Annotated in this window: 22 protein-coding genes and 2 pseudogenes; 16 read left to right on the forward strand and 8 right to left on the reverse strand. The window is 56.8% G+C overall.

The window, feature by feature from the left end; genetic code table 11:
- The first annotated feature begins 8 nt into the window (after positions 1-8).
- The 6 genes and pseudogenes from ACXAH8_RS10190 (at position 9) to ACXAH8_RS10215 (ending at position 6259) form a co-directional block, all read left to right on the forward strand.
- On the forward strand, positions 9-959 hold the full coding sequence (locus ACXAH8_RS10190; RefSeq protein WP_475218039.1) for a phytanoyl-CoA dioxygenase family protein: 951 nt from the start codon (positions 9-11) through the stop codon (positions 957-959).
- Between the two features lie 24 nt (positions 960-983).
- Positions 984-2486 carry an altronate dehydratase family protein gene (locus ACXAH8_RS10195; protein ID WP_170718305.1) on the forward strand — a complete coding sequence of 501 codons (1503 nt, stop codon included), beginning with the start codon at positions 984-986 and terminating at the stop codon, positions 2484-2486.
- Positions 2483-3487, forward strand: a complete 1005-nt coding sequence (locus ACXAH8_RS10200) for a Gfo/Idh/MocA family protein (RefSeq protein ID WP_475218041.1) — start codon at positions 2483-2485, stop codon at positions 3485-3487. The genes ACXAH8_RS10195 and ACXAH8_RS10200 overlap by 4 nt, the downstream gene beginning before the upstream one ends.
- A gap of 106 nt (positions 3488-3593) precedes the next feature.
- Positions 3594-4514: pseudogene (locus ACXAH8_RS10205) on the forward strand (NAD(P)-dependent oxidoreductase); the annotation flags it as partial.
- 3 nt (positions 4515-4517) lie between these two features.
- Positions 4518-5399, forward strand: coding sequence for a DMT family transporter (locus ACXAH8_RS10210; RefSeq protein WP_475218043.1), 882 nt, complete (start codon positions 4518-4520; stop codon positions 5397-5399).
- A complete protein-coding gene (locus tag ACXAH8_RS10215) occupies positions 5396-6259 on the forward strand; it encodes a sugar kinase (RefSeq protein ID WP_475218045.1) in 864 nt (287 codons plus the stop codon). The genes ACXAH8_RS10210 and ACXAH8_RS10215 overlap by 4 nt, the downstream gene beginning before the upstream one ends.
- Here ACXAH8_RS10215 and ACXAH8_RS10220 read toward each other — a convergent pair.
- Positions 6246-7442: a mannitol dehydrogenase family protein gene (locus ACXAH8_RS10220; RefSeq protein WP_475218047.1), complete on the reverse strand. Its 1197-nt coding sequence runs from the start codon at positions 7440-7442 to the stop codon at positions 6246-6248. The two genes, ACXAH8_RS10215 and ACXAH8_RS10220, sit on opposite strands and share 14 nt — an antisense overlap.
- The gene (uxaC, locus tag ACXAH8_RS10225) at positions 7443-8786 is read right to left on the reverse strand and encodes a glucuronate isomerase (protein ID WP_475218049.1); all 1344 of its coding nucleotides are present in this window, start codon (positions 8784-8786) and stop codon (positions 7443-7445) included.
- Between the two features lie 123 nt (positions 8787-8909).
- Here uxaC and ACXAH8_RS10230 point away from each other — a divergent pair, with 123 nt between their 5' ends.
- The 7 genes from ACXAH8_RS10230 (at position 8910) to ACXAH8_RS10260 (ending at position 15649) form a co-directional block, all read left to right on the forward strand.
- Positions 8910-9926 carry a Gfo/Idh/MocA family protein gene (locus ACXAH8_RS10230; RefSeq protein ID WP_475218051.1) on the forward strand — a complete coding sequence of 339 codons (1017 nt, stop codon included), beginning with the start codon at positions 8910-8912 and terminating at the stop codon, positions 9924-9926.
- Positions 9923-10924 (forward strand): Gfo/Idh/MocA family protein, encoded by a 1002-nt coding sequence (locus ACXAH8_RS10235; protein ID WP_475218053.1) that lies wholly within the window; start codon positions 9923-9925, stop codon positions 10922-10924. Before ACXAH8_RS10230 ends, ACXAH8_RS10235 begins: the two co-directional genes overlap by 4 nt.
- Positions 10921-11973, forward strand: a complete 1053-nt coding sequence (locus ACXAH8_RS10240; protein ID WP_475218055.1) for a Gfo/Idh/MocA family protein — start codon at positions 10921-10923, stop codon at positions 11971-11973. The genes ACXAH8_RS10235 and ACXAH8_RS10240 overlap by 4 nt, the downstream gene beginning before the upstream one ends.
- Positions 11970-13151, forward strand: coding sequence for a mannonate dehydratase (gene uxuA, locus ACXAH8_RS10245; RefSeq protein WP_475218057.1), 1182 nt, complete (start codon positions 11970-11972; stop codon positions 13149-13151). The genes ACXAH8_RS10240 and uxuA overlap by 4 nt, the downstream gene beginning before the upstream one ends.
- A gap of 224 nt (positions 13152-13375) precedes the next feature.
- Positions 13376-14266 (forward strand): NAD(P)-dependent oxidoreductase, encoded by an 891-nt coding sequence (locus tag ACXAH8_RS10250; RefSeq protein ID WP_475218059.1) that lies wholly within the window; start codon positions 13376-13378, stop codon positions 14264-14266.
- A gap of 11 nt (positions 14267-14277) precedes the next feature.
- Positions 14278-15141: a sugar phosphate isomerase/epimerase family protein gene (locus ACXAH8_RS10255; RefSeq protein WP_475218062.1), complete on the forward strand. Its 864-nt coding sequence runs from the start codon at positions 14278-14280 to the stop codon at positions 15139-15141.
- A gap of 112 nt (positions 15142-15253) precedes the next feature.
- On the forward strand, positions 15254-15649 hold the full coding sequence (locus tag ACXAH8_RS10260) for a secondary thiamine-phosphate synthase enzyme YjbQ (protein WP_475218064.1): 396 nt from the start codon (positions 15254-15256) through the stop codon (positions 15647-15649).
- A 53-nt stretch (positions 15650-15702) separates the two neighbouring features.
- On the opposite strand, the gene ACXAH8_RS10265 is transcribed toward ACXAH8_RS10260, so the two are convergent.
- From ACXAH8_RS10265 to ACXAH8_RS10285, 5 genes are read right to left on the reverse strand one after another with little or no spacing between them, the layout of a single operon-like run.
- Positions 15703-16473 (reverse strand): SDR family oxidoreductase, encoded by a 771-nt coding sequence (locus ACXAH8_RS10265; protein ID WP_475218065.1) that lies wholly within the window; start codon positions 16471-16473, stop codon positions 15703-15705.
- Positions 16470-17510 (reverse strand): zinc-dependent alcohol dehydrogenase, encoded by a 1041-nt coding sequence (locus ACXAH8_RS10270; protein ID WP_475218067.1) that lies wholly within the window; start codon positions 17508-17510, stop codon positions 16470-16472. Before ACXAH8_RS10270 ends, ACXAH8_RS10265 begins: the two co-directional genes overlap by 4 nt.
- Positions 17507-18607: a mandelate racemase/muconate lactonizing enzyme family protein gene (locus ACXAH8_RS10275; protein ID WP_475218069.1), complete on the reverse strand. Its 1101-nt coding sequence runs from the start codon at positions 18605-18607 to the stop codon at positions 17507-17509. The genes ACXAH8_RS10270 and ACXAH8_RS10275 overlap by 4 nt, the downstream gene beginning before the upstream one ends.
- Positions 18604-18987 carry an ABC transporter permease subunit gene (locus ACXAH8_RS10280; RefSeq protein WP_475218071.1) on the reverse strand — a complete coding sequence of 128 codons (384 nt, stop codon included), beginning with the start codon at positions 18985-18987 and terminating at the stop codon, positions 18604-18606. Before ACXAH8_RS10280 ends, ACXAH8_RS10275 begins: the two co-directional genes overlap by 4 nt.
- Entirely contained in the window at positions 18869-19165 is a 297-nt protein-coding gene (locus ACXAH8_RS10285) for a hypothetical protein (protein WP_475218101.1), read from the reverse strand. The genes ACXAH8_RS10280 and ACXAH8_RS10285 overlap by 119 nt, the downstream gene beginning before the upstream one ends.
- Positions 19166-19467: 302 nt before the next feature.
- Here ACXAH8_RS10285 and ACXAH8_RS10290 point away from each other — a divergent pair, with 302 nt between their 5' ends.
- Genes ACXAH8_RS10290 through ACXAH8_RS10300 form a run of 3 tightly spaced genes read left to right on the forward strand, consistent with a single transcriptional unit; the run spans position 19468 to position 22531 of the window.
- A complete protein-coding gene (locus ACXAH8_RS10290) occupies positions 19468-21045 on the forward strand; it encodes a sensor histidine kinase (RefSeq protein WP_475218073.1) in 1578 nt (525 codons plus the stop codon).
- Positions 21046-21047: 2 nt separating this feature from the next.
- Entirely contained in the window at positions 21048-21419 is a 372-nt protein-coding gene (locus ACXAH8_RS10295) for a response regulator (RefSeq protein ID WP_475218075.1), read from the forward strand.
- A gap of 8 nt (positions 21420-21427) precedes the next feature.
- The gene (locus ACXAH8_RS10300) at positions 21428-22531 is read left to right on the forward strand and encodes an adenylate/guanylate cyclase domain-containing protein (RefSeq protein WP_475218077.1); all 1104 of its coding nucleotides are present in this window, start codon (positions 21428-21430) and stop codon (positions 22529-22531) included.
- A 37-nt stretch (positions 22532-22568) separates the two neighbouring features.
- On the opposite strand, the pseudogene ACXAH8_RS10305 reads toward ACXAH8_RS10300, so the two are convergent.
- Positions 22569-22704, reverse strand: a pseudogene (locus ACXAH8_RS10305) (IS6 family transposase); the annotation flags it as partial.

Here is a 22704-nt window from a genome sequence, read left to right on the forward strand (position 1 = left end):
TTGCACCCATGCTGACACAAGATCAGATTGGCAAGTTCCAAGCGGACGGATACCTCGTGGTCGAGGATGTAATTCCCAGCGATGTGCTGGATCGGGTACAGGCCGAATACTCGGATGTGCTGAACCGGCTCTATGACGGTTGGTACGAAAAAGGGCTGGTCAAGGACGAACCGTCAGGAATGACCTTTTGGGACAAACTTCTGTCCGCTTATCAGGCCGGTTGCGACTATTTCCAGCCGCTGGACATCTCGTTGCCCGGCGATCGGATCATGCCAGACACACCATTCCATATTGGGCCCGCAGTGTTCGACTTGCTGACGGCCCGGCGTATGCTTGACATTGTCGAGCAGTTGATCGGGCCAGAGTTGGTCAGCAATCCGATCCAGCACGTTCGGCTGAAGCCCCCTGCCCTCAAGCTGTCCAAGGATGAGGTTCGCGCACACATCACCGCAACGGACTGGCATCAGGACCGGGCGGTTGCGTTGGAGGATGCGGACCAGACCGACATGGTCACGGTGTGGATTGCCGTCAACGATGCAACGGTCAAAAACGGCTGCCTGCAAGTGTTGCCAAAGGCACAGGACCAATCCATCCTGCCGCATTGCGCGCGGACGCAGACTGGTATTGCCGACGGATTCATTGACGAAGCCCGGGCTGTGCCCCTTCCCGTCAAGGCAGGCGGGATCATCCTGTTTCACCCTCTGACGCCACATGCTTCACTGGTCAATGAAACGGACCGGTTCCGCTGGTCGTTCGACATCCGCTTCAGTGCGGCGGGCCAACCCACTGGTCGAGATCATTTCCCCAGTTTCATTGCAAGGTCCAGATCGCGCCCCGAAACCGAGCTGCGTGATTGGCGCGTCTGCAAATCCAATTGGGAGGCGGCGCGAGCAAGGCTGTCTGGACAGCCGCATATAGATATTCACCGGTGGACATCGGACTCACCGTTCTGCGCCTAGCTGCCGCCCCCAGGAAACCTGACTATGACTTTTGTACGTTTAGATCGAACGGATAGCGTGGTGGTTGCAACTCGGCCCCTGGAGGTCGGCAATATGGTCGAGGATGTTACGACCAATGCGCGCATCCCCTCGGGACACAAGGTCGCCACGCGGGTTCTTGCACCCGGCGATCCGGTCAGAAAGTACTCGCAGATCATCGGTTACGCCACCCAACCGATCGAACCCGGCGACCATGTGCACACCCACAATATCGAGTTCCGCAACACCAGCGTGGACTACGAGTTTGCGACGGATCACAGGCCTACGAAACCCGCCACTTCGGTCGATACTTTCATGGGCTACCACCGGGACAGCGGTCGGGTCGGTACGCGCAATTACATCGCGGTTCTAACCACCGTGAACTGTTCAGCGACTGCGGCCCGGATGATCGCCAACCACTTTACGCCGGACAAGCTGGCCGAGTTTCCGAACGTCGACGGCGTGGTGGCCTTTGTCCACGGAACGGGCTGCGGAATGGCCGATTCCGGCGACGGCTTCGAAGCTCTTCAACGGGTCATGTGGGGGTTTGCGAAACATCCCAACCACGCTGCTGTTCTGATGGTCGGTCTGGGCTGCGAGATGAACCAGATCGACTGGCTGTTGGACGCGTATGGGCTGAAGCAGAGCCCCACCTTCCAGACGATGAACATCCAGAACGTCGCCGGATTGCGCCGGACCGTGGAAATGGGCATCAGCAAGATCAACCAGATGCTTCCCATTGCTAATGAGGCGCGGCGCAGCGAAGCCCCAGCGTCTGAACTGATGGTTGCGCTGCAATGCGGTGGATCGGACGCTTGGTCCGGTGTGACCGCGAACCCGGCGCTCGGACATGCCTGCGACCTGTTGGTTGCCCAAGGTGGCACAGGCGTTCTTGCGGAAACGCCCGAAATCTACGGAGCCGAACACCTTTTGACCCGTCGCGCCCTTGGTCGTGCAACTGGGGAAAAACTGATCGGACTGATCGATTGGTGGCAGGACTATACCGCCCGCAATCACGGCTCGATGGACAACAACCCAAGCCCCGGCAACAAGCAAGGCGGTCTGACGACCATCCTTGAGAAGTCGCTAGGGGCAGCGGCGAAGGGCGGAACCACCCCATTGACCGGTGTATTCAAATACGCCGAACCCATCACCGCCAAAGGCTTCACCTTCATGGACAGCCCCGGATATGACCCGGCCTCGGTGACCGGGCAGATCGCGGCCGGGTGCAACCTTGTGTGCTTTACCACGGGGCGCGGCTCTGCCTTTGGGTCGAAACCGGCGCCTACGCTGAAAATCGCTACCAACTCTGAGTTGGCAGCGCGCATGCCCGAAGACATGGACGTGGATGCGGGTGACATTCTGACCAAAGGTGCCAGCGTCGAAGAAAAAGGACAGGAAATATACCGACGGCTTCTGCAAGTTGCCTCGGGCGCGCAAACCAAGTCTGAGGCGCAGGGCCTGGGTGACTACGAATTCGTCCCCTGGCAAATCGGAGCGGTGATGTGAAACGGATTCTTGTAGCCGGCGGCGGATTGATCGGTATCCGCCACGTTCGCGCCGTGATCGAGCATCCCGGCTGCACGTTGGTCGGGTTGGCCGATCCAGATGGCTCGATCCAGATCGACGCGCCGCGTTTTGCCAGTATGGACGAGGTGCAGGACCCGGTGGATGGCGTCATCATCGCGACGCCGACCCGCCTGCATGCCGAACATGGCATTCTGGCCGCATCCCGCGGTTGGCACATGCTGATCGAAAAGCCGGTTGCTGCATCGGTCGACGATGCCCAACGCCTTAGGGCGGCCGTTCGCAAGGCCGATGTCCGCAGCCTTGTAGGCCACCATCGGCGGTATCACACAACCTTGCAGCACCTGAAAGAAGTGATCGCGCAAGGTACGATCGGACAAGTCATCAACGTCTCGTTGCTGTGGGCCATGCGTAAACCCGAGAGCTATTTTGAACAGAACTGGCGGACATCTGATGGCAGTCCAGTCATGATCAATCTGGTGCATGATATCGATGTCTTGCGCTTTGTGATCGGAGAAATCTCGGATGTCGTCGCCCTGCCCGGAGCATCAATCCGCGGATCGGATAGGATAGAAAGCGGGGCTGTTGCGATCGCGTTCGAAAACGGCGCGACGGGGACTATCAGCTTTGCCGACACCGCACCCAGCCCTTGGGGGTTTGAGGCCGGAACCGGTGAAAACCCAAATATCGGCACGACCCACCAGGACATGATGTGGATCACGGGAACCAGCGGCGCTGTGAGTTTTCCCTCCATGACCCTGTGGCGTGGAAAGGATTGGGGCACTGCGGCCCAGAAAGACCAACTTACACGACCGAAACAGCAACGCGCACCGCTTAAAGCGCAACTGGATCACTTCCTTGACGTGATCAACGGCGTCCCTCCACTAATCGATGTCGAGGATGCAGCCCGGACGCTCGAGGTCACATCATGGATCGAACAGGGGCTCAAGACGCGAACAGCTCGAGCGCGGGCACCGGCCTGATGGCCATGCGGCCCGGCAAATTTCCGGACCACTCAATAACCAATGATTATCCGCCGGGCAATGGGGGCATTCAAACTGCAAAGCCGCCCGCGCCAGACACAAGAATGAAAACCAGACATATTCACGGAAAGGGAAACCAATGAGCAAACCATCAATCGGGTTTATCGGCTTGGGACTAATGGGCGGAGCCATGGTGAGCCGACTGTTGGACCAAGGATACTCGGTCGCTGTATTGGGAAACCGCGACCGCTCATACCTGGACGCAGCGATTGACCGTGGCGCCCGCGAGATGCAAAACGCCCAAGAGCTGGCTCAGGCCAGCGACATCGTGATGCTGTGCATGGGCACCTCGGAACAGGTCGAGGGCCGTATGCGCGGCGCAGATGGAGTGATTGCGGGATTGAAACCCGGGGCGATCGTCATCGACTTTGGCACCTCGCTTCCGGGCAGCACACGAGCCTTGGCCGAGGAGGTTGCCGCAGCTGGCGGAAGCTACCTGGATGCGCCACTTGGCCGGACGCCTTCGCACGCGCTAGAAGGCAAGCTCAACATCATGACTTCCGGCGACAAGGCGGCCTTTGACAAGGCTGAGCCGACACTGAAAGATTTGGGCGAAAACGTTTTTTTCCTTGGCCCCGTTGGGTCCGGACACACGATCAAGCTGATCAACAACTTCTTCGGAATGACCGTCGCGAACGCGATGGCCGAAGCCTTTGCCATGGCAGATATCACCGGAGTTGACCGCAAGCAGGTGTATGACGTTATGGCCGCAGGGCCGCTACATTCCGGAATGATGGATTTCGTCAAAGCCTACGGCGTCGAGAATGACCCAAACCAGCTGGCCTTTGCTATCAAGAACGCGGCAAAAGACCTCGGGTATTATGACCGTATGGCACGCGATGCAGGCGTCACCAGCGTGATGTCGCAGTGCGCGCTTTCGGCGCTGAATGACGCGCGCGACCACGGTCAGGCGGATGACATGGTCAGCCAGATGGTTGACTACTACGTCAAGCGTTTCAACACCTGATCGATGGCCGTCACCGCCAACCCCAATGCGGACTTGCCGCGCCTTGGCATCGTACTGATGCTGACGGCGTGGCTGTTCTTTTCACTGGTTGACCTCGGGGCCAAGTGGTTGGCGTTGGCCGGCGTGCCGGCGTTTCAGTTGGCGTTCATGCGCTATGCGGGGCACTTCGTGATCTCAGTGGGGGTGATCGCCAAGGGCGGGATTGAGGCCAACCGGTTCAAGACCGACCATCCATGGCAGGTCATTAGCCGGGCATTACTGCTGATCTCGGCGACCGTTTTCAATTTTTATGCCCTGCGGTTTTTGCCTCTAACCGTCGTGTCGGCAATCATGTTCTCAAGCCCGGTCATCGTGTGCTTCCTGTCCGTCTTCGTGTTGAAAGAGAGCGTGGGACCATGGCGTTGGGCGGCTATCATCCTGGGCTTCCTAGGGGTGTTGGTTGTCGTGCGGCCGTTTGGTTCGGCCTTTCATCTGACCATGCTGCTGATCGTCTACAATGCCACCGCTTTGGCTTTGTACTCGATCATGACGCGCAGGCTTTCCGGGGTTGTTGCGGTGGACACCATGCAATTCTACCTCGGGCTTACCGGGACGGTGGTCCTGCTGCCCTTCGCCATCTGGTTTTGGGTCCAGCCGGAAAACACGTGGAGCCTGATTGTCCTGATCAGCCTTGGCGTCTTTGGCTGGTGCGGGCATCAACTGCTGACGAACGCGCATCGGTTCGGAACTGCGAACCAGTTGATGCCATTCACCTATTCATTCCTGATCTACGTAGCGATCTGGGGCCATCTATTCTTTGACACGGTACCGGACGCATTCACGTTGGCAGGGGCTGCGCTGATCATGGCCGCCGGGCTCATCATCTGGAAAAGAGAAAAGAAATGACGCGAATTGCCTGCATCGGCGAAGCAATGATCGAGTTGTCCATGCTAGAGACCGGCGCAAAGGTGGGCGTCGCAGGCGATACGCTGAACACAGCCATCTACATGCACCGCACTGCTCCGGATCTGCCGGTGGAGTATGTGACATGTCTGGGCGACGATCCATTCTCAAGACGCATCGCGGACTTTATCGCCAGTCATGGCATCGGGACATCTGGCATCCGCATCATTCCCAACGCTTCTCCAGGACTATACGCGATCACGACATCTGCGGACGGTGAACGCAGCTTTACCTATTGGCGCAGCGAGGCGGCCGCCCGCCAGCTTTTTGCTGATCACGACTTCAGCCTTCTGAACGGTTACGATGTGCTGTACTTGTCAGGGATTTCGGTGGCCATTCTTCCGCAATCTATGAGGCTTGCGCTTCTGGATTGGCTCGAAAGCTCTTCAGTCCGGTTGGTCTATGACAGCAACTTTCGTCCGCGTCTTTGGGACAGCGTCGAACACGCCCGGCAGATCAACCAAAGGCTTTGGCAGCGTGCGGATATTGCCCTACCGTCCATTGACGACGAGATGGCGCTGTTCGGGGAAAGCGCGGATCAGGTGGCGGCACGATTTACCGATCATCACGGTGTCGGTGCCTTGAAACGCGGAGAGAATGGCCCTCTGTCCATCGGTCAGAACATTGACCAAACCTATGAACCTGCCAAAAACGTGCTGGACACCACAGCGGCGGGCGACAGTTTCAACGGTGGGTACCTCGCGGCCTTGCTGACGGGCAAATCACAGGCCGAGGCCCTGATGGCCGGACACAATCTGGCGTCCACCGTTGTTCAGTTTCGCGGCGCGATCATTCCCGGATAAGTGGCGCGAGATCCTCAGCTCCGACAAGACGCAAAAGCGGCACTACCGGATCTGGCTGCTTGACAGCCAACGCGATTTCCAACGCGCAAGGATCGTTCAGCGCCCTACCTTCCGCAGTTTGGGAGATGCAATAGGAGATCCAGGCCCGCATCCCCGCAATCACCGCCTGAGAGCCGGTCTCACGGAGTGAGGGAACAAACCGATACGGCAGCTTCTGGCTGCCATCCATTGCGATTTGGTCCAGACGATGCGCCAGCTCGGGGTTTTCAAAACGGCGCAAAAGAGCCTCAGCATAATCCGGAACCTGTGCTTGCAGTGCAGCGGGCAGCGTTGCGCCCGCATCCTTCATCAACTCGGAAACCAGCGGGCGCAGAACCGGGTCTCGAACCGCTTCGTGGACGTAGGTCAGGCCGCGCTCCAACCCGGCATAAGCCAACAGGGAATGGGCCCCGTTCAACATGCGCAGCTTTCGCATCTCGTGCGGGGCTACGTCATCGACCAGTTGCACGTTTGGCCAATCCGGATGCGGGCCTGCAAAACTGTCTTCGATCACCCACTCCGAGAACGCCTCGGTCGGAACAGCCATAGGATCGCCGCTGATTGCGCGAACGGCGTCCGTGGTGGCCGGGGTGATCCGGTCGACCATCACGTTGGGGAAGCGAACGGCGCCCCAATCTACGTCCAGACCAGCTGCTTCCGCAAAATCGGCTACAGCCGTTTCTAACGTTTTACCGTTTTCCATGCGATTGTCGCAGCTTAGCACCGTCACAGGCTTGCGCCGTTCCGCAAGGCCATAAGCCAAAAACCCGATCAGAGTCGTGGGCCCCTGCCCTGCTAGATCGGCGGCAATCGCCGAGTCCCTAAGGTTCAGCTTGCCCGCGGCGTCCAAGTGATAACCTTTCTCGGTGACGGTCGCCGAGATGATCTCGGCATCCGCCATCACATCGAAAATCGCGGCGCGATCCTCGGGCGCGACCAGAACGTCCCGCAAAGCTTTGATGCGCCGGACGCCCTGCCCCTGTACGCACAAATCGTACTCGAAACCTTGTCGCGCCAATCCATCCCGAACGGAGGATGAACGCAGGCTGACGCCGACAACGTCCCATCCGCCCGCTTGATCGGTGTAGTCCAGCAAATGCGCCCGGGCGAAGTTTCCAAGGCCGAAGTGAAGAATAGTACCCATCTAGCTTTGCAATCCGTAAACCTGTTTCGCCAGATCGACCGACAGCAGCCGCGCCAAATGCTCGGCACTGTCCCGACCGAAGTAACCGCGCGCAACCTGCTCGGCCAGATGAATCGCAACACCCCGTCGCCACAGGTCGTGCCGTGCAGGAATGGACAGAAAAGCCCGCGTATCGTCATTGAACCCGGCCAGATTATAATATCCGGCCGTTTCAACGACCTGATCGAAATACCGCGCAATCCCGGCTGGGCTGTCGTGGAACCACCAAGGCGGCCCGATCCTAAGGCACGGCCAATGTCCCGCCATAGGGGCCAGTTCACGGGCGTAGGTGCCTTCGTCCAATGTAAAGAGTATGATGCGCAGTTCGGGCGAGTTTCCGACCCGGTTCAGCAGCGCCTCAAGGCCCGTGACCCAATCCATCGCGATTGGAATGTCGGCCCCCTTGTCCCGTCCGAAGTCCCGCATTACCGCGTCGTTCGTGTTGCGCTTGCTGCCAGCATGTATCTGCATGGTCAGACCGTCGTCGACAGACATCTGCGCCATTTCGATCAGCATATGACCGTAGAACCGGCGAGCATCCTCTTCGGTCCCGTCCCGCCGTCTCAGCCGTTGGTAGAGCGCATTCGGGTCTTCCAGCCACTCGGTCTGCACGCGTTCGATACCGTGGTCGGTGGCCGTGCAGCCCAGCTGGATGAAATAAGCCCGCCGCATACGCAGCGCGTTGAGGTAGCCATCATAGCTTCCCAAATCGCAGCCCGTTAGCTCGGCCAACTTGTTCAGATTCTGCACGAACTCCGGGTCCGCCCCATCCAAAACCCCGTCTGAGCGGAACGTCGGAACAACCCGCCCGCCCCAACCGCTTGCACGGATATCCCGATGCTCCGCGAGGCCGTCGAGAGCGGAATCCGTGGTGGCCAGAACCTCAATTCCAAACTTGTCGAACAAAGCCCTCGGACGAAATTCGGGTCGCGCCAGCTTTTCTGAGATTCCATCGTAAATCAGGTCAGCCGTGCGCAAAGACAACTCCTCAGATACGCCCAGCGTTTCATGCAGCACGTAGTTCATCCAGATCCGGGATGGCGTTCCCAGAAACAGATGCCAGTGCTCGGCAAAGGTGCAAAAAACGGCGCGAGGATCCTTCTTTCGCCCCTCTTCTCCAACGCCAAGTTCGGACAAGGGAACGCCCTGCGAATAGAGCATACGGAATACGTAATGGTCGGGCACCACCAGCAGCTCTGCCGGGTTGGGAAACGGCGCATCGGCTGCAAACCACCGCGGATCGCAGTGACCATGCGGAGACACGATCGGCAGGTCCTTGATACCTAGGTACAGATCTTCTGCCATCCCATTCAAATTACCAGTCAATTCTGCCTCCGATGCTGCTGCCCGCAATTGTTAACACAGTTTTTAATGGTTGCATCTTTCCCGTTCGAACCCGCAGACTGAGAGGGTGATCCGGGGGAATGAATGAATATTGCGCTGATTGGTTTGGGGATGGTTTCGGGCACGCATGTCGCTGCCATTCAGGCATCGGAGCAAGGCCTCAATCTTGCCGGCGTCCTCGGGCGCAATCCTGAAAAAACAGCTGATTTCGCGCAGCGAAACGACACCCGCGCGTTCAGCTCGGTCGAGGAAATCGCCAACGATCCAAACGTCGACTTTGCGATCATCGCAACCCCGCCTGATCAGCGCACAGAGTTGGTGCGGGTTCTTTCGACCGCTTCGAAACCTATCCTGATGGAAAAGCCTATCGAAAGAACGCTGGACGCCGCAACAGCCATTGTCGAACAGTGCGAGGTGTCAGGTGTGCAGCTGGGTATCGTCTTTCAGCACCGCGCCCGCGCCGCCTCGCAGGTGCTGAAATCGGCTATTGAACAGGGTGAGTTGGGCGCGATCGCCACGGTGGAGATCCGTGTCCCCTGGTGGCGCGATCAGAGCTACTATGACGAGCCGGGTCGAGGCACTTATGCACGCGACGGAGGCGGTGTTATGATCTCGCAGGCGATCCACACGCTTGACCTCGCGATGTGGCTGCTGGGGCCGATCTCGGACATTCAGGCCGTGATGAGAAAAACTCCGTTACACGATCTCGAGGCCGAGGATTGGGCAGGTGCAGTCTTTGAAATGGACAGCGGCGCGGTGGGAACTTTGATGGCGACTACTGCCGAATATCCTGGGGCCGCTGAGTCCATCACCATCCAGGGAACGCGCGCCAAAGCGCATCTGGAGTCAGGTGTCCTGACCTTGACTACTTTCGGTGGTCAGAAATCTACTGTTGGCGAAACGTCCGCCACAGGCGGAGGAGCGGATCCCATGGCGTTCACCCATGAATGGCACCAGGCGGTCATTGAGGATTTCGCCATCGCCATCGCCGGTGGATCGCGACCCATGGCCACCGGACGCAGTGCCCTTTTGACCCACGCCGTCATCGACGCGATGCAGATCGCCAATCGAACCGGCCAGAAAACACGAGTCGCCTCATGAATCTGACCTGCGTCGCCCTTGGCCTGGACCACCGCCATATCTATGGCATGACGGAAAACATGCGCAAAATCGGAGTGGACTGCGTTGGCTATTGGACACAAGGCGATCCCGAAACGCTGGCGGGCTACGTCAAAAGATTTCCCGATATTCCGCGGCTGGCTCGACTGGAAGACGCCCTAACTTGCGGGGCGGATTTAGCGCTTATTTCGGCAGTACCTGCGGATAGGGCCGCGCTAACGATCGGCGCCATGCAGAACGACATGGACGTCATGAGCGACAAGCCGGGCTGCACGACTTTCGAACAGCTCGACCAGATCAAGCGAACTGTCGCGGACACCGGTCGCATCTGGTCGGTGAATTTTTCCGAACGGTTTGAAACGGCCGTAAGCACCCGGGCGACCGAGTTGGTCGAGGCCGGTGCCATCGGGCGCGTAATCCAGACGGTCGGACTTGGCCCCCACCGATTGAACCGGGCAACCCGGCCGGAGTGGTTTTTTCAGCGTGACCGCTATGGCGGTATTCTGGCCGACATCGCCTCGCATCAGATTGACCAATTCCTGCATTACACAGGTTCAAAAACCGCAGAAATCACAAACGCTTATGTGGCGAATTACGCAAACCCCAACGATCCCGGATTGCAGGATTTTGGCGAGGTCAATCTACGAAGCGAGAATGGCACCGGTTACATCCGGGTTGACTGGTTCACTCCGGATGCCTTGCCAAACTGGGGGGATGGCCGCCTGACGATCCTTGGCACCGAAGGCTATATCGAGTTGCGAAAATATGTTGATGTGGGTGGGGCCTCAGGGACGGACCATCTGATCCTCGTCAATGGTGAAACCTGCCAAAAGATCGACGCATCTGACGCCGGTCTTCCCTATTTTTCGCGCCTCGCCGATGACATCCTCAATCGGACCGAAACCGCAATGACGCAGACCCACTGCTTTACGGTCATGGAATTGGCACTGCACGCGCAGGAAATGGCGGAACGCGGATGATCAACGTTGCGATCCTTGGCGCAGGTATCGGTGCGCAACATCTGGACGCACTGGAACGGCTTGACCGCACATTCCGCGTAGCCGCCGTGGTGGACCAGAATACGGACCGGATCGAACAGATTCGACAGAACGCGGATTTTCGGACACTGACCAACATTCAAGACGCGCTGGATGATCCGGCGATTGATGTCATCGACATCTGCCTGCCGCCGCATCTGCATGTACCAACCACCCTTGCCGCACTGGCCGCAGGAAAACACGTTGTCTGCGAAAAGCCTCTTGCGACCTCGATGCAGGATGTGGATCGGATCACGGCAGCAGCAAGCAGCGCGGGCAAGCATGTGTTTCCAGTTTTTCAATACCGGTGGGGGCCGTCACTGGCCCAATTGCGCCACCTGCAACGCGCTGGCCTGACCGGAGCGGTTCAAACTGCCGCGCTTGAAACCCATTGGTCCCGCGGGGCAGATTATTACGCGGTTCCGTGGCGGGGAACATGGGCCGGCGAACGCGGCGGCGCAGTGCTTGGCCATGCCATCCACAACCACGATCTGATGACTCATATCGCGGGTGATATCGCCTGGGTGTCTGCAATGGCCACAACGCGGGTCAACCCGATCGAGACCGAAGATTGCGCCGCGATCTGCTTTGGCATGTCTTCCGGAGCCTTGTGCACAAGCAATATCACCCTGGGCGCCGCCACGGACGAAACCCGCCTGCGGTTCGTCTTTGAAAAGCTGACCGCCACCTCTGGCACTGAACCCTATTCTCCGGGTCAAACGCCCTGGACATTCGTTGCGCGGGACCCGGTGGATCAAGCCGCTATCGACGAGGCTCTTGCAGCCGCCGCTGCCGAGCCAACAGGTTTCGAAGGGTTCTTTACCGAAGTCGGCAAGGCGCTGCGGTCCGAGGCAAATTCGGCCGTTACGCTGCGGGACGGCGCTGCATCCATCGGACTTGTGACGGCGATTTATCACGCAGCGCGCACCGGGCAGCGCGTTGCCCTTCCCATCAGGCCCGATCACCCGCTTTATGAAGGATGGCTGCCATGAAACAATGCTGGCGTTGGTTCGGACCCGATGATCCGATCGCTCTGGCCGATCTCCATCAGGTCGGGGTTCAGGGCATCGTCACCGCACTGCATCACATCCCCCCGGGACAGCCCTGGGACGAACCGAGCATCGCCGATCGGCAGGCCGTTCTGGCTGCTGCCGGGTACAGTTGGGACGTTGTCGAAAGCCTGCCTGTATCCGAGGCGATCAAGACGCAGTCCACAGACATGGCCGAACATCTTGAGGCTTACAAGTCCAGCCTCAGGGCCTTGTCCGCCCGTGGCATCAAAGTCGTTTGCTACAACTTCATGCCAATCCTTGATTGGACACGCACCGCCCTTCGCGCCCCGCAGCTGCATGGCGGAACGGCTATGCTGTTCGACCTGACCGATTTTGCTGCTTTCGACATATATATTCTTGAACGTCCGGGCGCGTCTGAAGACTATTCCAGCTACGTCAAGCAAACGGCCAAGGATCGCTTCTTGCGCCTGTCGGATGAATCCAAGGCCCAGTTGCAACACAATGTCACTGCGGGGCTGCCCGGCGCCAACGATCAGTGGAGCGTGCAGGACGTGCGCGCTTTGTTGCAGACCTATGCTCATATAGACCGTGACCGGCTTCGCGCAAACCTGATCGACTTCCTGTCAGAAGTCGCACCAGTCGCCCAAGAACTGGAACTACGCTTGTGCTGTCATCCGGATGATCCGCCGTTCTCGTTGCTTGGTCTGCCGCGGATCATGTCCAGTACCTATGACTACGGCGCCGTTCTGGATGCGGTTGATTTGTTGGCGAATGGCGCAACGTTGTGTACCGGATCGCTGGGAGTGTCCCCCGAATTCGATGGGCCGGACTTCGTGCGCAGGCATGGCGACCGAATTCACTTTGTCCATCTGCGGAATACCCAACGCATCGCCGGGTCAGACAGCCAGAAGCCGGACTTCTTTGAGGCCTCGCATCTGGAGGGCGACACAGACATGGTCGGCACCATTCGCGAACTGATGAACGAACAGCGCCGCCGCAAATCCCAAGGGCGTTGCGACTGGCAAATTCCGATGCGACCCGACCACGGACAAGAACTGCTGAGCGATCTGGGTGGACACAGTACTCCCGGCTATCCGTTGATCGGGCGTATGCGCGGGCTTGCGGAACTGCGCGGCATCATGGCGGCGTTCTCGTAACGCGTCGGATCAGGCGGTTTCTTTTCGCCCGCAATACTTCTTTGCTTGCCTGAGCGCCGCATTCTTCGTTTAATTACTATACGTAAACGGGCAGCGGGGTGTCTTCCGGACTCGCCCGACGTCTGTTCAAGACGCGTGAAACTCCCGCGAAAACCGATGCGATTAGGCATCATTTTTCGAAACGTCTGCCATTCGGAAATGGCGAAATAACGGGAGGAGTCCAAATGAAAACTGCAGGCGTAATCGGTCTTGGCGACATGGGCAGCGGCCTTGCCAAGAACCTGATCAAGAATGGCTTCGAAACATCAGGTTTCGACCTGAGCGAGACGCGCATGACGGCATTTGCTGACATGGGCGGCCGGCCCAAGGACAGCGTGGGACAGGTCGGTCGACACGCCGCCAGTGTGTTTGTCATGGTAATGAACGGAGATCAGGCCCGCGATGTCATTCTGGGTGAAAACGGGCTGGTTGCGAACATGGCCAAAGGCGGGACGGTCATCCTGTCGGCGACCATTACCCCGGCCGAAGCCCGCGCCATCGGGCAGGATATGGAAGGCTCAGGCATACATCTGATCGACACGCCGGTCTCAGGTGGGTTTCCCGGCGCGCAGAACGGCACATTGACGATGATGGCTGCCGGTGCTGCGGATGTGCTGGACCGAAACGCCGAAGTCATGCAGGCAGTGTCTGGAACAATTCATCGAGTCGGAGAAAACGCTGGCGACGGGCAAACCGTGAAAGCCTGCCTGCAATCCCTGATCGGATCGATCTTTTCCGCCACATTCGAGGCTGCGGCCCTGGCGGCCAAAGCCGGTGTCAGCGGTCAGGCATTGCTTGATGTGTTCTCCTCATCCAGCGCGGGGTGCGGCGTCGTGAATACCGCCCTTGAAAACATCATTGATCGCAAGTTCGAGGACACCGGCAGCCATATCGCAACCATGCATAAGGACCTGACGATCTCGCTGGCACTCGCCGGTGCATTGGGCGTTCCCATGCACACAGCGTCATCCGCAATGCAGATCTTTCACGCAGGAAAAACTAAATACCCGAATGGCGACAACTGGGTGTGTACTCGCGTCATCGAAGAGATCGTTGGCGCAGAATTGCATCGCTGAGGGGACCGGACATGAAATTGGGCGTAATTTGCGACGGCATTTCCCGCGATCTGCGGCATGCCGTGGACGTGATGGACGAGTTCGGCCTGGACTATGCAGAGCTTCAATTCGTTGGCGATGCGGAGGTCGGGGATCATTCCCCGCAGGAAGTTGCCGAGATCGACGCGCTTTTGCGCGACCGAGGCAAGCCTGTGTCATGTCTGTCGCGCCATATCTTTGCGGGGATGACAGCTGCCAATAGACCCGGCGACGACCTGCACACTCGGCATATGGACGCCTTGAAACGCGTAATCGACATGGCGCATGTTGTTGGGTCTCCGCTGGTTCGGATCATGACCCAACGAAAAGAGCAGATACTGTGGGGAAAAAACGGCGCCGAGAAGTGGAACGTGGCGCATGGGGTATGGGACTCGATGCCGCCTCTGATCGCGCCGGCAGTTGAACTGGCAAGAGCTGAGGGCGTGACGCTTGTCGTTGAAACCGGAAACGGCACGCTGGTCAATTCGAACTATACAGCCCGCAAGCTGATCGACGAGCTGGACGCAAAAGACATTTTGAAAGTGCTGTGGGACCCCGGAAACAACTGCTGGTGCCATGAACTGGCGTACCCGGACGGTTATGAAGAACTGCGCGGCGGCTACTTGGGTCACATTCATATCAAGGACGTAAAGGTCGACACGCCGAGGGCAACGCTGGAAGTGCGCCGCATGGGGGAAGGTCAGCTCGCGCCTCTGTTCCAACCCATCGCAGACGCGCTCAGATCGGACGGCTATGATGGCGTGATTTCCTTTGAGAGTGTTTATCACCCCGGCAACGGAAACTTCGAAGATGGTTTTCGTCTGTGTGTGGAAAAGTTCAAAAGCCTGTTTGCATAAGGGTACAGTCAATATGCGTTCAAAATCATATGCTTGAACCCCGCTACTGAACGCCAAGCGGAGTCTAGAAAGCTGGGCGCGTTCGCGTTAAATCAAGGAAAGGGCCAGCTGGATGAAGCAAGAGTTTTTTGACCTGTCCATTGAAACGCCCGGCAAATCCCTCACCGACATCAGTGGGAAGGTTCAGTGTGCGGTGTCCGAACATGAATTTGTCTCGGGCCTGCTAACCCTTTGGTGCGTCCACACGGGTGCTGCGCTGCTGGTGCAGGCCAATGCCGATCCCGAAGTGCTCAGGGATATCGAGACGTTCTTCGAGAAACTCGTACCCAAGTCACCAGGCAAGTATTACCACCGCCCGACCGAGGACGACAACGCTCCATCGCATCCGCGGGCGCTGTTGACGCAAACTCAGGTATCGATCCCGGTCGAACAGGGGCAGCTTCCTCTGGGCCGCGTACAAAGCCTATACCTGTTCGAACATAGGGAGCACCAAAGACGCGGCGATTGAAGGTGCACTACATCGGGACTTGAGGCCTTGGATCACATGGAGGGTTGACGGTGCTACCGCCCCATCCAACCCCCGTCGACAACAAGGATTTCACCGTTGACGAAGTCCGACGCTTCAGAAGCCAGAAAGACCACAGGTCCGGCAAAATCATCAGGCGTACCCCAACGGCCTTGGGGTGTTCGTTCGAGGATCGACTTGGACCGGACCGGATCATCCCGCAGGGCTTGGGTATTGTCGGTCGCGATATAGCCAGGCGCGATCGCATTCACATTCACGCCCTGCCCGGCCCATTCGTTGGCCAAAGCCTTGGTCAGCTGTCCAATCCCACCTTTCGAGGCCGCGTAACCCGGCACAGTAATGCCGCCCTGAAATGTCAGCAGCGAAGCTGTGAAAATGATCTTCCCTGAGCCACGCGCTAGCATGTCCTTCCCGATCTCGCGAGACAGAACGAACTGCGAGGACAGGTTCACCTCAATCACTTCGTCCCACCAGTCGTCCGGGTGTTCAGCGGCGGGTTTGCGTTTGATCGTGCCGGCATTGTTGACAAGGATATCAGGGGGTTGCCCGTCGGCCCTCAACTGATCAATGAACCCATGCAGCGCGGCGCGATCCGAGAAGTCGCACTGGTACGCCCGGAACTTGCGCCCCATCGCCGTCACGGCTTTTTCGACATCAGACCCGGACAGCTCGAGCGAGGCGGACACTCCGATGATATCGGCTCCGGCCGATGCCAATGCCTCAGCCATGCCGCGCCCGATACCGCGTTTGCACCCAGTCACAAGGGCCGTCTTTCCGGTCAGGTCGAAACTTTGCAAAACACTCATGAACGCGGTCCTACTTCGATCAGGCTTTTCATTGCGGTTGGACTGCGATCCAGTGCTTCAAACGCGGCCTGAATGTCTGCCAGAGGGCTGACGTCAGTAATCACGACATCCGCGTCTACTCCGCCCGAGGCGACAACTGCGATGGCTTTCTCGTAATCCTCTGGCACATAGACCCGAGCACCGATCAGTTGCAGCTCTCGCCAGAAGAACTGGAACAGGTCGATCTGGGGCTTTTGAGCATGGATCGCGACCATCACGATCCGAGCCCGCGTCGCGGCAACGGCGGTCATCGCATCAACACCGGGCTGCGTTCCCGACACTTCGAAAACCACATCCGCACCTTTGTCGCCCGTGCGCGCGTTGATTGTGGACACCAAATCGGTCGCGGTTGGGTTGATCGTGTCAAAGCCAAGTTTTTCAGCTATCGCAAGACGGTTCGGATTCACTTCGGAAATCACGACATTTCCACCCGCATCCCGCGCAACCATGGCAACCAGAATGCCGATCGGGCCTCCGCCAATGACGACAACGTCCTCTCCTGTTTGCAAGCCGGACAGCCGCACATCGTGGCAGGCAACGGCGACTGGCTCGATCAGCGCCGCGTGATCCATGCGCAAGTCATCCGGAAGAACGTGCAAAGTGTGGGCTGGAACGGTCCAGATCTCTTGCATGGCGCCATCGGTGTCGAGGCCGAGAAACTTGAGGTTTTGACAGATATGCTGATGCCCCCGTTTGCAAGCGGGGCATTCTCCGCAGTGATCAAGCGGTCGGACAACGACCTTCTGGCCGGGTTCAACCGTATCGACGCCCTCGCCCACCGCTTCGACGGTACCTGACATCTCATGCCCAATCACCCGGTTCAGGCCGACACGCGCATCCATGTTGCCGTGGTAGACGTGCATATCCGTCCCGCAAATTCCACAGTAGGCAACGCGAACGGCAACTTCGCTTGGGCCCGGAGCAGTCGCCTGGGCCTGTTCCACGGCAAAGCTTTTGTTGCCCCTGTAGTACACCGCAGAGATCGTCTGGGTCGTCATGTATGCATCTCCCTGTGTTCCGAATTCAATTTGTCCCAGTCGAATTCTACTCCGGTTCCCGGGGTATCCGGGGCTACGGCCAGACAATCTTCCACAACCAGCGGACGGGTCGTGTACTGGTCTATTGGGAATGAGTGTACTTCCAGCCACCCTGCGTTGGGTTGCGCAGAAACAAGGCTGACGTGCAGTTCCTGCATCCCATGACTGCAAACCGGAATGCCGTGTTGTGCACTTAGCGCGGCCACGCGCAGCCAGCCGGTGATTCCACCGCAGTTTGAGGCATCGGGCTGGATGAAACTCAGCTTGGCGTCATCAAAGGCGTATTCGAATTCGTGCATGGTGTGCAGGTTCTCACCCATAGCGAGGGGAACGCCCGTCGCTTCGACAATTCGGCCATAACCTTTGTAGTCGTCTGGAATAGTCGGTTCCTCGAACCACAGAATATCGCAGTCGGCAAACCCTCTGGCAGCCACGATGGCCTCTTCGACGCTCATAGAGTAATTCGCGTCGACCATGAAGAACCGGTCCGGCCCCAGCATCTCGCGCACCGCCCGGGCACGTGCAAGATCGTCAGCCAGGTCTGGTTGACCGACCTTGATCTTGACTGCGTTGAACCCTCGCGCAAGGTACCCTTCCGTCTGGCGCAGCAGTTTCTCTAACGAGAAATTCAGGTCGATCCCGCCGGCATAGGCCTTGCACCGTTTAGACGCTCCGCCCGCCATCTGCCACAATGGTGCATTTCGTGTTTTGCCGCGAATATCCCAAAGGGCAATATCCACGGCCGAGATGGCAAAGGAGGCGATCCCGCCCCGTGCGACGTAGTGCACATGCCATTGCATGGCATCGTACAGGCTTTCGATCTGTTCGGCGTCTTGTCCTACAAGGAACGGTGCCAGATCATGCTGGATCATCGCTAGGATGGCATGACCACCCTTGCCCCCCGTATAAGAATATCCGACCCCCTCGACCCCATCCGAGGTTTGAATAGTAACTGTGATCAGTTGAAAAAACGTGTGATCCCCATGTTTGGCATCGACCAGGACCTCTTCGAGCGGAACGTTGAACAGCCGCGCTGAAACACTTTCTATGCGATTCATGAACCCAAGACCTTCTGCTGCCTGGCAATAACCCGAGACTTTAAAAGGATGACCGCAAATAGAAAGCCTGTACATATGACCATCTGCCAATAGGTACTGAAACTGATGGTGCCCTGACCGTTTTCAAAATTTAGAACGTTGAAGACCAGCCCCAACAACAGCGCTCCGGCCACCGTCGCAAGGATCGAACCCATCCCAACCGTCAACAAGGTGCCGCCCACCACGACGGACGCGATGGCCGACAATTCCCATCCGATGCCCTCAAGGGGTTGTCCGGCTCCAAAACCCGAGGCCAAAAAGACTCCGGCCAGCCTCCGGCAGCGCAACCTGAACTGCGTTTGGGCTGAGATACTTAGCAACAACCAACGTAAAGGCCGCAACGGATCCGACCGACAGATCACTCCCGCCAGTCATGGTCGCGAAACATATGCCCAGCGCGATCGCAACGAACATCGCGTTGTAATTCAGGAAAGACGAGAAATTGTAGGCGCTGCAAAAGCTTACATGGCGCATCAGCCCGAACAAGATCAAAGCCAGCAGTGCGATCCAAACCGTCACTGAGGCCGAATTGCGCCAAAGATACTGTCAGACGCATATCGAGTGCCATCGCCCTCACCCCAAAAAGTGCCTACCAGATAAGTAAACACCGCAGCTTTGTGCGGTGTATTTGCCAACAGCGGGATTTCATAGTGGTAGAAGCAAGTGCCGACAAAAAGCCGGAAAGTCCATTCACAAGACGCTCTTTATCATAAGCATAGCTATTCAACTTCTCTGAGCTTCTTCAATGATTTTGTGATCTGGCATTTCTGATGCATAATTAATCAATTGCATATCCGATCAATACTGTCGGGAGCGATTGCATGACTGCCGAAACTTCTGATTTCGTGAAAGCCGCAGATAGCCCACAAATAACTTCTACCAATTCACTCAGCGGGTTTCACATAAAGATAAGAACCAAGTTGCTGGTCGCGCTACTTGGTATTGTCGGGTTAATGCTAATACTGGCGTTCACCGGGCTATCTGAGTTGCGCAAAGCGAACCTTCGAACCGCTGAGTTGCTTCAAGATCAGGTACGGTTGTCAAATCTAAAGGTGTTTGAAAGCAGTCTGCAAGAAATCTGGTTGAATGGAACGGCAATTTTTGCCGAGACTGGAGGTAACACCATGCTTGGCGACAGTGCAGGCTTCTTTGAAGATAAGCTGCACGTTATTCAGTCGCTTGGTCATCTCATTGAGACAAGGGATCAACCGGATCTCAACCTTTTTTCGAAGGATGAAATCGCGGATGTGTCGCGAAAAACTGAAGAAATAAAACGAATAGGGCTTGATATCGTTGAGCGATATGAAGCTGGGCAGATTGTAGTTGCCAAATCAATATTCGAGTTGCAGCTGGTCCCAATAGTTAAGTCTTTGGACAATCTGATTGAGAAACGATACCTGCTTTTGCGCGATGGTATGCGCTCGAAAGCTTTGATTAACCAAAACGCGTTTGATCAATCGTGGCGAATGGTCCTTGCTTCAGCAGGGATTGCAGTCGTTATTGCGATTTTGCTTGGCTTCCTGCTCAGCAAATCTTTGATCCGCACGATTGAGCAAATCCGGGTCACGCTAAGAAAAGTTGCTCAAGGCGACTTTACCGCCCGAGCCAATATCAAGAGCACCGACGAGCTCGGAGATCTCGCCCGCAGCGCCAATCGTATGACAGAGCGTTTGGGCACGTTGTACGATGAGCTTGAGACTGCAAACCTGCACAAGTCGCAATTTCTCGCCAATATGAGCCATGAATTGCGAACTCCAATGAATTCGATCCTCGGATATACCGAAATGATCCGGGATGGAATTTATGGTCCAGTGCCCAAAAAAATCGACGATCCGCTTCATCGGGTTCAAGTGAATGGTAAAATACTACTGTCATTGATCAATGATGTTCTGGATCTTTCAAAGATTGAAGCCGGAGCACTCGAACTGACCCTGGACACATATTCGATGTCTGAGATCCTCAAAGACGTTGTTTCCACGATTGAGCCCATAGCAGCGAGCAAGGGACTGGAAATCCGCACCAAAGTAGAAGGCGGACTTCCCACGGGGCATGGCGATGCGGCTCGTATTAGACAGGTCTTACTAAACATCGTCGGAAATGCGGTAAAGTTCACTGACAAGGGTTACGTCGAATTTAACTTGGCTCGTCATGATCAACGGTTTGTAGTAACCGTAACTGACACAGGAGTTGGAATTTCCGCAGAGCAAATTGATGAGGTTTTCCTGGAATTCAAACAGGCTGACGCCTCGTCTACGCGTGCCGCCGGGGGTACTGGCCTCGGTCTGTCTATCTCTCAAAAGATCGTAGAAATGCACGGTGGGCGAATTGAAGTCGCCAGCAGCCTTGGCAACGGTTCGACATTCACTGTTGTACTCCCCGTTCAGGCTACGAGGAGCTGAGCATGTCTAAAAGAATACTTGTCATAGAAGACCAGGCTGACAACAGACGCATACTCCGAGACCTTCTAGGCAGTCACGGCTTCGAAGTGCTGGAGGCCGAAAACGGAGCGCTAGGTGTAGACCGAGCGATTGCTGAAAAGCCCGATCTAATCTTGATGGATATCCAGATGCCAGAATTAGACGGTTACGATGCTACCCGCCAGATAAAACAGCACCCAAAGGGCGCGAACATTCCAATCATCGCGGTAACATCCTTTGCTTTGTCTGGCGACGAAACAAAAGCACGGGAAGCCGGATGCGATGATTACGTTACCAAGCCCTACAGTCCGCGTGCTCTGTTGGCGAAAGTCATTATCTTTGTTGGACAGGTCTGAATGAAAAAATGAAAGACCCACCACTCATTTTGATTGTCGATGACCAGCAGGACAATCGCAACCTGCTGACAATGCGACTTAGCGCGCATGGTTATGATACTGCCGAGGCCGTAGATGGCGAAGACGCCATAGAAAAAGCTACTGATTTGTCGCCCGACTTGATCTTGCTAGACGTAATGATGCCTAAGCTGGACGGTTTCGAAGTCTGTCGAAGATTGAGAATGGATCCAATACTCCCCTTTATTCCGGTGGTTCTGATAACAGCTCGTTCGAACACTGAAGATATGGTGCAAGGACTTGAGGCTGGTGCAAATGACTATCTCACCAAACCAGTTGACACAATTGCACTCATTGCTCGTGTACGTTCCATGCTCCGAACAAAAGCTTTGCATGACGAAGTGCAGAGCTGGAACAAGGAACTCGAGAAACGAGTAAATCAACAGATTGGTCAGATTGAGCGGTTCAATCGTTTGCGCCGCTTTCTACCAAGGCAAGTGGCAGAAGAAATTATTTCGGTTGGTGATGACAGCGCTATTCTTAAGAACCGAAGAGCGGACATCGTCGTTTTGTTTGCGGATCTAAGAGGATTCTCGGCCTTTACGGAAGCCTCTGATCCTCAAGTAGTACTGGAAGCCCTCAACGTATTTCACAATTGCGCTGGACCACTGATTGAACGGCATCAGGGCACACTTGAACGTTTCTTGGGCGACGGCATCGTTGTTTTGTTTAATGCCCCGCTGCGGGCACGCGATCCTACGGGCCAGGCTGTCACCTTTGCGAGCGAGCTGCATGCGGCGGTCGCAAACGCGCTTGGACCCTTTCAAAAGGAGGGATCGCGCTTAGGTCTCGGGATCGGTATCGCCAAGGGTGAAACCACTATTGGCTGTATCGGATTTGAAGGCCGGTTTGACTATGCGGCCATTGGAGAAGTGCCAAATCTTGCAGCTCGCCTATGTGAACACGCGCGAGCCGCCGAAACATTAGTCGATGCGTCGATTGTCGAAGCGCTGGGAACATCCAAGAAAACACGATTTTTACGGGATCAAGAATTCAAAGGACTGACCGGAACGGTTCCTGTGTTTCAGCTTCTGAGCAAAGGTACTGTCAACTAATTTGAACCAGTCTCAGCTAGGCCAGTAGCGCTGCCCTTTATGCCGCACCGAGTTCGCGCCACTCTGCGAGAGAGGCGCTGCATGTCAACTTGAAGGTGTCTCGGCTGGTCAGCGATCTTTCCTGGTTGAAGTGGTTGTATTCGGAGGAATGGACGGAAGCGAATTTCTGTAAA

Source organism: Ruegeria sp. ABV3_008 (assembly GCF_056161185.1).